We start from the raw sequence: 13,423 nt of genomic DNA on the forward strand, positions 1-13,423 counted from the left end.
ACGCAATTCAATATGAAAAAGCCTGGAGAATACTCCAGGCTTTTTATTCACAAGACGTCAATTAGTTGCTTGGTGCAGGACAAATATCACAGTCTGCAGAAGCTGTATTCGTCGCTTGAGTATTATCGATTTTCAAGAAACCAACCGCCGTCACAGTATCACGGAAAGATTGTGTTTCTGCATTGCTAAATGCCGTTGGGATATAACTACCAGTATAAGACTGACATTGATCCGAAGCGAGTTCGATATTATCCACTACTGTCACGTCATCAGAAGCATCCTCAGGCGTACCTGAGTCATCCACAACAGAAACATTCACTAAAGTAAGTCCAGGCGTTGTGTTACATACCATTCCCGAGAAGCTCACTTCAGCAATGATACCATTTTCAGTAAGCTTGAAGCCGCTTTCACATGATTTCGTTACACTAATCATTGGAGACAAGCTCAATGACTCACATGGATCACTTGCGGTATCACTAATGGTCGCTTGGCCACCCGGAGTCGCAGCTGCTGTGACTTTCACCGTATTAGTTAGACCATTGCTTGTACTTTCAAAACTGCCGCTGTATGAAGCACTATCACCTGAAGCAATGGCACCTAGGCTATGTGTAGTACCTGCTTCTAAATCCTCTACAACAACATCGTAGAGCGTACCGACACCATCATTAATCACGTCGCCGCTGTATGAGTAAACGTAACCATCTTCTGTTTCATTCACAACCGCTTGATTACATGTTTTGGTGATATCAACACTACACAACTCAAAGTCACCAACCACAAAGTCTTTCAACTGAGCGGTAATACTGCTTGATGCTCTTGTTTCGGCTGCAAACGAGCTAAAACAGGTGTCTGTTTGTAGAAGTTCAGTAAGGTTTACACCACCTTCAAAGAAGGTTTCTGGAGGGAAGACATTTTCGACACCACTTTTTGGCGTATACGCCCATGGTGCAGGTGAGTCAGTTGTATTGGTTGAAGCACACACATCTTGCGCGCCTGGTGAACACAGTGCATTTGTCTTAACTTTCAAACGTAAGTTTGTCGCAGCACACTGACCATCTTGTGGATTATTGTTATCAGCTTTCGCACAAGTTGTGTCCCATTCAAGAACCAAAATTTCTGGCCCCTCATTTGCCCCTTGCAAATAATTCACCTGAATCAAAAGGTCACCAGCAATATGTTGACCAGTGAATGTACCGTCTGGGCTTGTACTGACTGAGTCTTGATAAAACCAAAAACCTAAGAAGGCATCACCGCTGTTACCAAAACGGTCTGCACCAAAGGTGAGTACAAGGTCATTATTAATGTTGTATGCCGCTGCATACGCATGAAGAATGTCCCCTTTATCAAGTACCGTACCAGTCTTCCAACCAAGTTCCGGTATGTCTTTGATGTCTTTATTACCACCAGTAAAGATTGTATCCGGTGTTGCCGTGTCATTCTCAAAGCTAAATACTAATGCTCCACCACTGTTTGGCGGCGTTGACCAGTCATCTGGAGCACCTACTCCAGAGTCATCTATCGCATTAGCATTTGCTTCTAACTCAAATACGCCATCTGTTGGTGTTGCAAATGCAGAGCTACCTATTAGCAAGCTTGTAAATATTGCATAAAGAAAGCTCTTCATCGTATGCCAGATACCTGACTTACAAGAATTCATAACCTACTCCTTAGAACGCTTCTAAAGCTAGACGAAGGTCCCTATGTCATTAATTGCCTTTTAAGAAAGAGTGAAAGCGAGATACAACTTTCGTTTCGAGCTCCTATAACGCATAGAGCATGCCACTACTTAAGGTTATGATTTTATTAAACTAAATATTTTCAACAGCGAAGAGAATGAACAGAGTGTTCAATTTTAAAGAAAGAGAAAGAAAACAAAAGAGACAAAAAAACCTACGATAACAAAGATATATACGTGTTCTAGGATAATGTTACAGATTGACACTTTATTGTTTACACCTGTGACAGATGCGCAAAAGCGACAGTATTGAAACTGTCCACTATGAATATGAAATAGACGCTTACTCACCTACTCCCAATAATGTGAAGGTGATGTGTAACACCTGTTTGCATAGTGTTACATCCTTTACACATCTAATTGAATACTCATTTAACTAAAACATATTCAGTCGTTTAGCGAATAAGTTTTAGCTCAACCATTTATGAAAATATAAACAAACTGTTCACCCCTCTGTACAAAAATAAAAAATAATCAACAAATACAAAAGGTTAAATATGGAACACTCTATGCTAGTCAACTGGCGCAGTTTAACTCTGTGAGAAAACTATCACGTATGTGGGCTCAAGGACGTAGCGAGCCCACTTACACAAGGAGGTTTTATGAAAACCATATTTAACTCTTGGTGGGGCAATAAGAGTTACCGTTGTTCCACTTTATGTAGCCAGAATATACTTACAGCGATCAATATCAGCAGCATGTTTAAGCTGTTTACTTGGGTCATAGCGGTTAGCTTAGTGCTGAGCTCTCAAATTGTTTACGCATCCGCTGGCGACCCTTCAAGCCGAGGCGTGCAACCAATATTTGTTGAAGGGAATAACACCTGTCAACAATTACTTCCAGGGATCGATGGTTTGATAGAATACAAGCTTGAGCCAGTTACAGACGACACTTTCGGTGATGGCATGCTTGAAGTGGTTATTGATCAACAACCTGGGGAAAAAACCTTCAGTTGGGATCAAGGTGATAGCCCTGTGATTATGCAAGCTATCTTCGTAAAAGGTGGTCCTGACGGAAACCTATATAACTACTTTACAGATGGATTATTGTATCAAGATGATGCCTTACTACATGCACCTGTGGGTAACAATGGTAGATACTATGGCTTAAGTCATATTTCATTCTGTTACACACCAGGCGTACCAGACATTAAAATCACTAAAACTTGTACATTTGGTGATATTGTCAATGGTAACACTTTGAAATACAACTATAAACTCACTGTAGAAAACACCGGTGACTTTGCATTGTATGATGTTGTGGCAACAGACACTACAGCCGTTGACAACGATATGGCTGCTGGTGACCAAGTGTTCAATTTAGCGATGCTCGCCGTTGGACAAACGCAAGAGTTTAATGGTTCGTTTATTATTGACCAAAACGGTATCACTAACTACGTAGAAGTAAGCGCAGCACTTGAAACTGGTGGTGGTGTTGCGGTTTCTGACAACGCAGATTGGGAATGCCCAAGCCAAAACATCCCTGGTTCATTGTCTCTAGAGAAAGACTGTAGTGTCGTCGTCGTGAATCGATTTGAAGATACTGGTATTAATGAATACGGTCTTCAAGTCAATTACAGTGGTAGTGTATGTAATACCTCCAATGTCACCATTGACGGCATTGTCGTAATCGACAACAAAGACTCGAATCCAATCCAGGTTGGTATGCTTGCGCCTGCTGAGTGTTACGACTTTACTGGTAACTACGAGCCAATCCCAGGAGATGGTGAAGGCCTTCCATTACCGGGTGAAGAAGTCAGAGCGTTTACAGATACTGTGGATGCGAGTGGTGAAACTATCTTCGGTAATGTTGTCGTAGAAGCGATAACAGCGTCTGCAGAATGTACGCTATGTCCAACTTGTCCAGAGCCAGTTAGCTGCCCTGAATAAAGTCTCTTACAACTTAATAAAACAACGCCTGACGTTAACTCGCCAGGCGTTTTCTTTCGAACTATATCGTTATCGTTCTATTTATTCTTACCTTTCCCATTGTTACCAGAGTTGCCAGAATCGAAACCGGATGAGGACTCTAACTTCACTGAGACCTGAGCGGTCGAGCTGCTTTGACCATCACCTATGGTATAGGTAAAGCTGTCGTTATTTTTGAATTTCTTTTCAGGTGTGTAACGTAGGGTGCCATCTGATAACAGCTCTAGTCGCCCCTTGCTTGGTCTAGTAAAAGAAACCACGCTTGCAGAGTTTTGCTCTCCAACAATATCGTTTGCCATCACATCGATAGTCACCGACTGTTTCGAAGACATAGTCACCTGATCATCAACAGCAACGAGCTCTGGTGATGGTGAGATTTCATTGGTTACAGAGTAATTCACGGATGCTGCGGTTTGCAGACTTGAGTCCTCTCCGTGCGTCACGATCATATTCAAAGCATAGTCTTTATCACTAGCGTCAACCGAAGATACGACTGATATCATTACTTGTCCGGTTTCACCTGCTGCTAGCGTGATTGCATTGCTGCTTGCTTTCCAACCAGTTGGCACTGACGCGTTTACAGAAAAACTGCTCGCTGAACAATCTGCACTATCTTTGTTAGTAATAGTGACCTGATATTGAACCTCATCGCCGGCTGCAACCGAGTTGTTTGTTGCAGCTTTCGCAGTTACTGATGGAGCATTAACAGTACAAGTCCCGATATTACCGTTGTCAGAGCCGTCAAAGACAACGCTTACTTCGGCGATGCCGTTCGCTGCACTCACCAAACTCAATGTTACACCTGAGTCTGGGTCAGTATAGCTACCACCGACCGGCATAGATGGGTCAAACCAGTCATTTCGGCCAAAAACCGCACGATATTCAGAATCAGTTTTAAAGTGAAGCAAATTACTGCTGCGCCCATCGCCTTCTACAGCACTTCGAATGATGATGCCATCCGTAACGTCCCCACGATAGAACGAGTAAGAACGAGCATCTAAAAAGTCGTCAAACCCAATAGACTGGCGGTATTCAATGTAAAACCATTTTTTTGCACCTGTAGAAGGATCAGTACCACGAGGTACTTTTATCGTAACTGGCTGATCACTAGTCGTCTCGTAATTCGCGATGGAGTAAGTACCATTTTGAGTAACTTCCAGTGTCTTTGAAGCGTGCTCTCCCTCTAGCCATCCTAGTCGCTCGCGCTGGAAAGTATTCAAATAGCCGATGTCTGGACCACCCATTACATCATAGGTATCACCGTATTCACGCAACGTACAGTTGTCTGAAAGCGTATGTTCGCCGCAATCAAGTGCACGAGAGTGATGCAAACCAAAGTTATGTCCAAGCTCATGAGCGATGTTCATCGGAGAAAAATCACCATTGATGTGCGCGCGTGAAGGCATGCCATCAATAGTTGCCGATCCAGCGACACCACATGCCGTTTTTGTCATCAAGTAAACAATACGATCGTACTCTTCAAGCTTCACTCCCGCAGCGATGGCTTCTTGATCCGCTGCATCTTGAACAGCGGTAAAATCACAAACCTGATTAGACAACGGTAGATTAAACCAACCCACGACTTTCCCAGATAGCCACATTTGCTCAAAAGAGCTTTCACGGTAGAAGTCATTTACTGTGCCAAAAATTAGATTATTTGCCTCTGACAAAGTTAATGGCTGCTCATTTGGGTTTTCTTTGAAGTTCAGCAGGATAACCAATGTATTTTGCTGTCCCGTCGTACTTCCTGCTGCACTGGCGTAATGGATGCTCTGTAAACAAGCGAATATTACTAATAAAAATGACAACCCTTTATTTAGGATTGTTCTATTTATTTTAATATTTTTTATCACTGCTTCACCTAATTTTAAATTAATAACTAGTTCACCTTCCCGCCAATATAAGCAGAAATGGTAGGGTAAAATAATATAAATTTTAGGCAATAAAATGCCCTAGCCTATAAAGCCAAATATATTCCTATATACATCAACATGGTTATAAAAATATAACCACCAAAAATATAAGAGCCGGAATCATAGCAAAGCAACCGGTCAAAATTCAACCAGAGCGATAAGTAATTTAGGTTAAGTTTGTGTAATAATAAATTTATCCATTTTTGTCAGTTACTTAAAATAACCTTATGATTGTTTTATATGAACAACCTTTGTATTCAACAATGACTTTAATAAATCACTTGCACTACAGCCAATTTAAATCATTAAAAATCAAACAATTAGAAATTTAACTAAAACAACCTCAATTTCATCGCATAAAGTTATAACTTTTAAATTCATTAACTTAATAACGAGTCATTCGAATAATATACCTCAACAACTCATGAGTAATATTATCCATCTTTAATTGTTAAATTTACGTTAAATTAAAGTGGTGGAAAATTTTTTTGCTCACCTAGTTTTATACTCGATTAAAAGACAGACTGAGCGATACAGTGCAATATCAACTAGAGACATATAGAGAAACAAGCAGGATATATGTGCAACTTTATTTTCAGTATTGAACTAAAATCACGTGACAATATGACGCTATAGATAGCAATTCGGGAAAACTAGTTAAAGGGTGATTAACTGATAATTGAGGTTGGTATTTGTACAAAAATTAATTATTCAATAAAAAATGTGTATTAGAATAGTTTGACAATACCAGATACTAAAAAACCGGCACTAGGCCGGTTTTTAGAAATAGTGGAGGCGCCTCCCGGAGTCGAACCGAGGTCCACGGATTTGCAATCCGCTGCATAGCCACTCTGCCAAGGCGCCTTTCTGATTTTGTATCTCTGATACCAAAGATTTTGATGGTGCCCCGGGCCGGACTTGAACCGGCACAGCGCGAACGCCGAGGGATTTTAAATCCCTTGTGTCTACCAATTCCACCACCAGGGCAACGCAATCATGCGATGGGTTAGACACCATCTGTCTCAGCGGCCTTTGCCGTGAGAACGAGGCGTACTTTAACGGATTAATTTATCTGGTCAACAAAAAATTAGTCTTTTTTATTCAAATGGTTAAAAAGCCAACTCAAACGAACAAAGGGCGATCATTTTGCTCACAAGAACATCAGCATGCTTTGCTCTCGTTTGCTTTGCTTCATCACTTCATGTCAACGAGGAATCGACAAGTCGCACAAATAGACAATATGGGTATAAACTTAACTCGTACTGCAGGGGACAAATAAGCGCTCATCATGTTTCGAAAATCATCATTTCAATTACCGCTACATACTGATTCCGAACTCGACTTCGTAGTGCCCCACTTCTTACTTACTGAATTTGATTACGCACGCTCTCTGGAACAGGGGATCGTCCAAGACTTGGATCCTGAATATACACACCAGTATCGCGTCACACTGAGGCGCATACGCTCACTATGCGTACTACTTCGCGAACTGATACCTCCTTTTGAACAGCGTATTTTGAAACCTCATTTAAAAATAATGATGAAGAAAACAAATAAGCTGCGTGATTTGGACGTATTTATCTTGGACAAAAGCCAATACATTGAAATGCTCCCAAACCACAAACCCTCTCTTGAGCCGCTTTTTGGCTTTATAGAATCCGAACGTGCTTACGAACAGGCAAAAGTTGCGCGTTGGCTAGCGACAAAAGAATACACTATGCACTGCACTTTGGTCAGGAATAGTCTGCTGCGAAGTACACAACACGAACGAGTGGATAACAACGTACCTGCGTTACTCTTCGCAAGCCAAAAAGTCTCTGAGCAACTTAAAAAGGTCGGCAAAGCACGGAGCAAGATCTCGGACAAAAGTCGTGACAGCGTGATCCACTCAATGAGGATAAAGTGCAAAGCGCTGCGTTATTTGTTAGAAGGGTTTTCCGCACTCTACCCTTCCCCACAGCACAAAAACAACGTGAAACAATTAAAACTATTACAAGACAAGCTCGGTGATTTTAACGACACTTCAAGTCAAATTGAATTTTTCACACAGCTCAAAGAGGCAGTAAACCTCAATAAAAAAGATCGTAAGACCCTGAAAAAGCTGCTTAACGTGCTTAGTGAACATCACGATACTTCGCGCCAGACCATCTTAACGCACTTAGACCAATTTGAGGCTTTCATCCACGATACCAATACACAAAGTCTCTACCAGCACTAACCTAGGTTCACGTATTTTTAATATTCATTAATTACAGTCAGTCGTTAGGCTCCATAAAGAAAGATAACGTGAAACCATTAAAACGATACCAATATGAGCGCTATGCCGTACTCTGTAATCTCGCCTATCCTCGCGTCTTCAGACAAACTCAATACGGATTCGATCCTAATGGGCAACGAGTCATTAGAAATGAACACGGTAAGATTATGATTCGTGTGCTCTGGAGTAAAAAACAGAGTGAAGTGGTCGTAGTGATTAAAGGCTCACACAGTATCAGTGATTGGTTGTTAAACTTCGCGATGTGGACGAGAAGCTGTCGAAGGTTGGGACTAAATTACCGCATTCACGCGGGTTTCTATCATCTTCTGTTTCAAGAAAGTTTACCGAGCCGAAATGAAGATCGGTTGGGGTTGACCGTGATCGAACGCCTCGAAGGTATCGTTGTACCGCTCATTCTTAGGGGAAAAAGAATCACCATTACTGGTCACTCTTCAGGTGGCGCGATTGGCAGTGTTTTTGCCGACTATATTGAGAAAAAATACCCAAAGAGCATTAAACGCGTCGTGACTTTCGGTCAGCCCGCAGTTGGAGATTGGACCTTTAAAAAACGCTACCGTTTGGGGCACAAAACTTACCGGATTTGTTGCGACATCGACATCGTGACATTCATGCCGCCAGTGCCTTTTCTCTATTGGCATGTAGGCAAAATGTTATGGTTGTATAACGGGAGAATATACGAGAATACGCCAACGTTCATTCGACTTGGACGTTCTCTATTTAGTTGGTTGATGCGACCATTCTCTTATCACTTTATGAGTAAATACATCCGCGATAAAGACTTCTTTGACGAACGCTGAGCTAAGTACCCTAAAACTATGATGTACAGGCACTAAAAAGCCGGACTCAGCCGGCTTTACGTTTTTGTAGTGAATTACAGAGAGGCAATTTCTTTTTCAAGTTGATATTTGCTATCTGTGACTATGCGCTCTAACACTTCAACGCGTCGCTTCAAGTCACCAATTTGCTTGTTAAGGTTATCTTGTTCTTCTTGGCTCATTGTATTACGTTCAGATATCTCCAAGGCTCTTACTTCTTTACGATGATTCAAGATTAACTTAATTATCCCGCCCCCAAATATGGCACCGAACACAATAGCCACAACCAATACATCAGCAATAGATTCCATTCTTCATCTTCCTCTAGATAATGCTCAAATATAAGTTACTCATTTGTTATATGAATATCAAATAACGTATTGATTCACTGCAAAGTTTCATCAAAATTTGCCTGTTCTGTATCAAAATCACAAGAATGACTTACTCAACGCTAACCCAAACCGAGACAGATCCACCATTTACAGGGAACTCAGCCCACCCGTTCGCATCTGTCCAAATGTCTTCAGTTCGGATGCCCAACTTGTCGACATAGCGTGTACTTGGCTTGCCCGTATACATCCACTTCGAGCCACCTGCTCCATCGCTCATGATCACTGCCATTGAATGTGGATGTTCTGCATCGCCCTCGCGAGTCCAGCCAATTACATCCCAATGGTCGAGATAAGAATGTTGTTTACCATACGCATAGTCTTTACGCAGTGTTACGAGCTCTTCGATGTAAGGCACTTTGACCATATTGATGTCATGCCCTTTATCACTGTACTGCGCGCCGTAGTAATCTGCATAAAACACAGATGGATAACCTTCTTCACGCAATAAGATAAACGCGTAAGCGAGCGGCTTAAACCACCAATCGACCGTCGACTCCAACGCCTGCAAAGGTTGAGTATCATGGTTTTCTACTAAGGTTACCGCTTTGACCGGATTGTCCTTCATCAGCGTACCATCCATGATTTGACGCATATCGTAGCTACCACCCGATTTAGACGCATTGTAGAAGTTCATATGTAACGGTGCGTCGAATAGAGACATGCTGCCAGAAGTTTTGGTGATAAAGTTATGCAGCTGATTCACATCGTAGTTCCAGTACTCTCCGACCGTGAATAGTTCTTTCCCTGTTTTCCAACGTAGGTGATCAATCCATTCTTGAAGATATTGATATTTGATGTGCTTCACCGCATCCATTCTAAAGCCATCAACACCAGTCATGTTGATGTACCACTCACCCCAATCTTTCAGTTCTTGTTTAACTTCAGGATGATCCATGTCCAAGTCAGCATACATAAGGTAGTCGTAATTCCCCTTTTCAGAACTGACTTCCCAATCCCATGCCTTACCTTCACCTTTGAATTTAAAAATGGCTTTTTCTTTACCTGCATCGTCCCAGTCCACGCCATCAAAATGGTACCAAGTCCAATGGAAGTTAGAGTACTTGTCGTTGCGTCCAGGGAAATCAAACTCCACCCACGCTTCAATCCATTTATCACCAAGTTCAATGTTGCGGTTGTTCCAATCTACCCGCTTAGTATCAACCCAAGATTTCCCATCTGCACCACCACGGTGGTTAAACACCACGTCACCATAAACCTGGATATTGTTATTGTGAGCGGCATTGATAGCACTAAGATACTGATCTTTCGTGCCGTATTTGGTGCGCACTGATCCTTTTTGATCAAACTCCCCCAAGTCGTACATGTCATAAACGCCGTAGCCGACATCATTACTGCCACCCGCTCCTTTGTATGCAGGTGGTAGCCAGAGCGCTGTGAATCCGTTTTCTGCTAGCGTTGGAGCGTTATTTTCCACTTGAGTCCACAGTGTGCCATCGTTAGGCACATACCAATGGAAATACTGCATCATTGTGCCATTCCCAGCAGCCAATGCAGATGAACTTAGCAACAAGGTTAAAGGTAAAATAGTGCGTTTTAATTTAAATGTTTTCATTATTTTTCTCTCACGTTAAGGACTAAAATCCTCCTTTCTGCTCATACACACCAAGCATTGCCAACGGTCACGCTAGCCAAGTTGCTGCCTGTGATACAAAAAGTTCGGATTACAATCGAAGAGAAATTAGCACCAATCACCCTATACAATTATTGAGTTATTTAACATTTATAAAATCAATGACTAGTGCATTGAAAATATTGAATGGTGATCAAAACATGGGAGGAATTTAGAGAAGCGTGGACAAGTATAGAATGATGGATTTAAAACGAAGAAAGCCAGTCATTTAAGACTGGCTTTCGAAATAGTGGAGGCGCCTCCCGGAGTCGAACCGAGGTCCACGGATTTGCAATCCGCTGCATAGCCACTCTGCCAAGGCGCCTTTCTGATTTTTATATCTCTGTTACCAAATATTTTGATGGTGCCCCGGGCCGGACTTGAACCGGCACAGCGCGAACGCCGAGGGATTTTAAATCCCTTGTGTCTACCAATTCCACCACCAGGGCAACGCAATCATGCGATGGGTTAGACACCATCTGTCTCAGCGACCTTTGCCGTGAGAACGAGGCGTACTTTAACGGATTAATTTATCTGGTCAACAATAAATTTTATCTTTTTGATTTAAGTGCTTAAAAAGCGATCCAGACGGTACAATTGGCATTCAATTAGGCCAAGAAACACTCGTTAGCTTTCATCAACTCTAAGTCACACACATGTTGATGCCCGTAACAGCTTAGCTTGTAAACGCCTGACTAACGCGGATCGTAGTCACCACTCTCTTCAGCTCTGTAACATCTGTAACATCCGTAACAATTGGAGTCCCTACTCTTGGCACTGTTTCACACGAAATATCATATTTTGTTACCGATAACTTTGCATCGAATGTGGTCGTACCTTTATAAAATCATTGACATTTTTTATTTTCAAAAAAAGCTCAATTCATTATCGAAAATATCAATAAACAATGATAGCTTACACTCGTTGCAGTAATTTAATGGACATATATCACATATAAGGACGTGGTTTACTTTGGCGACACACCATAAGAAAAACAAGGTATATCACTAATGTCTATCAAGAATCTTTCTATAGCGAAAAAGATATCGCTATCGTTTTTACTCATTGCCATCGTCAACATTGCGTTTGGCGTATTTTTATCTACAGAGCTCAAAAGCATTAAATCTGAGCTTTTAAACTATACCGATGATACGCTTCCTGCTATGGAAAGAGTAGATTCGATCCGAGATCACTTGTCTCGCTGGCGCCGTGCTCAGTTTGCGACATACACTTATGAAGACGCAGACCAAATCAGAAACAAAATTGCCAGCAACATTCGCGAACGTGAAAAGATCAGCAAAGAGCTCGATTCTTACGGTGAAACGATTTGGCCAGGTGAAGAGCAACAAACTTACCAGCGCCTTATGCGTCAGTGGAAAAAGTACTTGGTTACTATGGATCAGTACAACGAAGCGATGCTAGCCAACGACAAAAGCAAAGCCCACCCTATTTTGGCGAACTCTTTACCTGCTTTCGAAGCGGTTGACTCTGAGCTCGGTGAACTGATCCGTCTACTTAAAAATGCTATGGACAGTAACAAAACTCATATTCTTTCTTCTGTAAATGGATTGAGTAACTCGTCAATTGCAAGCAACGTGATTATTCTGCTTATCATGGTAGGCATGACGTGCGTGCTGACACGCCTTATTTGTGGCCCACTAAAACTTGTTGTCGAGCAAGCAAATGCCATCGCAACAGGTGACCTATCAAACGACATCGATCGTAAAGCCATCGGCAATGACGAGCTAGGTGAGCTGGCAGATGCGACCACTAAGATGCAAGATGACTTGCGCCAAGTTATCGACAACGTGATTGCTGCGGTCACACAGTTAAGCAGTGCAGTAGAAGAGATGAATCAAATCTCCGACATTTCTGCATCTGGTATGAAGGATCAACAACTGCAAATTACACACATTGCTACAGCAATGACAGAAATGAAAGCAGCAGTAGCCGATGTTGCACGTAATACTGAAGATTCAGCGAACCAAGCTAACGAAGCAAACCGTCGTACACAACACGGTGTTCGTGAAACGCAAGGCATGGTTGACGCGATTCATGAAGTTTCAAACGTAATTGGTGCTGCGGGCGATACTGTGGCAGAGCTTGAACAGCAATCGAATAAAATTAACGTTATTGTTGATGTTATCCGCGACATTGCCGATCAAACCAACCTACTTGCGCTTAATGCAGCCATTGAAGCTGCGCGTGCTGGTGAGTCTGGTCGCGGTTTTGCCGTGGTTGCGGACGAGGTTCGAACGCTTGCAGGCCGTACGCAAGATTCAACCAGCGAAATTACGTCGATCATTGAACAGCTACAATCGCTTGCAAAAGACGCGAAATCTGCGACAGAACTTTCTAGAACCAGTATCTCAGAATGTGCAGAGCAAGGCATTCAATCAAAACAGCTGATGAGCGACATTGAACACTCGATTTCTGATATCTCAGACATGGGCACCCAAATCGCCACGGCTTGTAACCAGCAAGACTCTGTTGCAGAAGAGCTTAACCGCAGCATTGAAAACATACACTTGGCATCTCAAGAAGTATCACAGGGCTCAGAGCAAACCGCACAGGCTTGTCGTGAGCTAAGCCAGCTGTCAATTTCTCTTAAAGATGTAATGAGCCGCTTTAAACTGAGTTAAACTCAGTTGATACCTTAGTTGATATTGAATCAAACTCGATTTGCGCAAATTGAGTGCAATCACTGAGATATATTTAGGTATATTGAATCA

The 13,423-nt window shown here is 42.2% G+C and carries 8 protein-coding genes and 4 tRNA genes; 4 read left to right on the forward strand and 8 right to left on the reverse strand.

All coding sequences use genetic code 11. The annotated features are described in order from the left end of the window. Nucleotides 1–61: 61 nt before the first annotated feature. Entirely contained in the window at nucleotides 62–1,657 is a 1,596-nt protein-coding gene (locus D8S93_RS16560) for a DUF11 domain-containing protein (RefSeq protein WP_152814335.1), read from the reverse strand. A gap of 680 nt (nucleotides 1,658–2,337) precedes the next feature. On the opposite strand from D8S93_RS16560, the gene D8S93_RS16565 reads away from it, so the two are divergent. Next, entirely contained in the window at nucleotides 2,338–3,624 is a 1,287-nt protein-coding gene (locus D8S93_RS16565) for a DUF11 domain-containing protein (RefSeq protein WP_227484000.1), read from the forward strand. 77 nt (nucleotides 3,625–3,701) lie between these two features. On the opposite strand, the gene D8S93_RS16570 is transcribed toward D8S93_RS16565, so the two are convergent. The 3 genes from D8S93_RS16570 to D8S93_RS16580 form a co-directional block, all read right to left on the reverse strand. Further along, nucleotides 3,702–5,384: an Ig-like domain-containing protein gene (locus tag D8S93_RS16570; RefSeq protein WP_152814434.1), complete on the reverse strand. Its 1,683-nt coding sequence runs from the start codon at nucleotides 5,382–5,384 to the stop codon at nucleotides 3,702–3,704. Nucleotides 5,385–6,366: 982 nt separating this feature from the next. After that, nucleotides 6,367–6,440, reverse strand: a tRNA-Cys gene (locus D8S93_RS16575). Nucleotides 6,441–6,476: 36 nt separating this feature from the next. After that, nucleotides 6,477–6,563: transfer RNA gene (locus tag D8S93_RS16580), tRNA-Leu, on the reverse strand. A gap of 301 nt (nucleotides 6,564–6,864) precedes the next feature. Here D8S93_RS16580 and D8S93_RS16590 point away from each other — a divergent pair. Together D8S93_RS16590 and D8S93_RS16595 are read left to right on the forward strand one after the other, a co-directional pair. Next, the gene (locus tag D8S93_RS16590; RefSeq protein WP_152814337.1) at nucleotides 6,865–7,794 is read left to right on the forward strand and encodes a CHAD domain-containing protein; all 930 of its coding nucleotides are present in this window, start codon (nucleotides 6,865–6,867) and stop codon (nucleotides 7,792–7,794) included. A 68-nt stretch (nucleotides 7,795–7,862) separates the two neighbouring features. Beyond that, complete coding sequence (locus D8S93_RS16595; RefSeq protein ID WP_005396419.1) at nucleotides 7,863–8,651, forward strand: lipase family protein; 789 nt, start codon at nucleotides 7,863–7,865, stop codon at nucleotides 8,649–8,651. 74 nt (nucleotides 8,652–8,725) lie between these two features. Here D8S93_RS16595 and D8S93_RS16600 read toward each other — a convergent pair whose 3' ends face one another. From D8S93_RS16600 to D8S93_RS16615, 4 genes are all read right to left on the reverse strand, one after another. Continuing rightward, complete coding sequence (locus D8S93_RS16600; protein WP_012842214.1) at nucleotides 8,726–8,980, reverse strand: hypothetical protein; 255 nt, start codon at nucleotides 8,978–8,980, stop codon at nucleotides 8,726–8,728. A gap of 130 nt (nucleotides 8,981–9,110) precedes the next feature. Then, nucleotides 9,111–10,634: an alpha-amylase gene (amyS, locus tag D8S93_RS16605; RefSeq protein WP_152814339.1), complete on the reverse strand. Its 1,524-nt coding sequence runs from the start codon at nucleotides 10,632–10,634 to the stop codon at nucleotides 9,111–9,113. 308 nt (nucleotides 10,635–10,942) lie between these two features. After that, a tRNA-Cys gene (locus D8S93_RS16610) sits at nucleotides 10,943–11,016 on the reverse strand. Between the two features lie 37 nt (nucleotides 11,017–11,053). Next, nucleotides 11,054–11,140: transfer RNA gene (locus D8S93_RS16615), tRNA-Leu, on the reverse strand. A 561-nt stretch (nucleotides 11,141–11,701) separates the two neighbouring features. Between D8S93_RS16615 and D8S93_RS16620 the strand changes: the two genes are divergently transcribed. After that, a complete protein-coding gene (locus tag D8S93_RS16620) occupies nucleotides 11,702–13,333 on the forward strand; it encodes a methyl-accepting chemotaxis protein (RefSeq protein ID WP_152814341.1) in 1,632 nt (543 codons plus the stop codon). Nucleotides 13,334–13,423: the final 90 nt, after the last annotated feature.

It is taken from the genome of Vibrio sp. VGrn 2, from assembly GCF_009361695.1.
In the GTDB taxonomy this organism is placed as follows: domain Bacteria; phylum Pseudomonadota; class Gammaproteobacteria; order Enterobacterales; family Vibrionaceae; genus Vibrio; species Vibrio diabolicus.

What these genes read in the sequence shown, in the direction of transcription:
- amyS (WP_152814339.1), bottom strand. Translation starts at nt 10,634, where the DNA reads ATGAAAACATTTAAATTAAAACGCACTATTTTACCTTTAACCTTGTTG.
- D8S93_RS16560 (WP_152814335.1), bottom strand. Translation starts at nt 1,657, where the DNA reads ATGAATTCTTGTAAGTCAGGTATCTGGCATACGATGAAGAGCTTTCTT.
- D8S93_RS16600 (WP_012842214.1), bottom strand. Translation starts at nt 8,980, where the DNA reads ATGGAATCTATTGCTGATGTATTGGTTGTGGCTATTGTGTTCGGTGCC.
- D8S93_RS16620 (WP_152814341.1), top strand. Translation starts at nt 11,702, where the DNA reads ATGTCTATCAAGAATCTTTCTATAGCGAAAAAGATATCGCTATCGTTT.
- D8S93_RS16565 (WP_227484000.1), top strand. Translation starts at nt 2,338, where the DNA reads ATGAAAACCATATTTAACTCTTGGTGGGGCAATAAGAGTTACCGTTGT.
- D8S93_RS16590 (WP_152814337.1), top strand. Translation starts at nt 6,865, where the DNA reads ATGTTTCGAAAATCATCATTTCAATTACCGCTACATACTGATTCCGAA.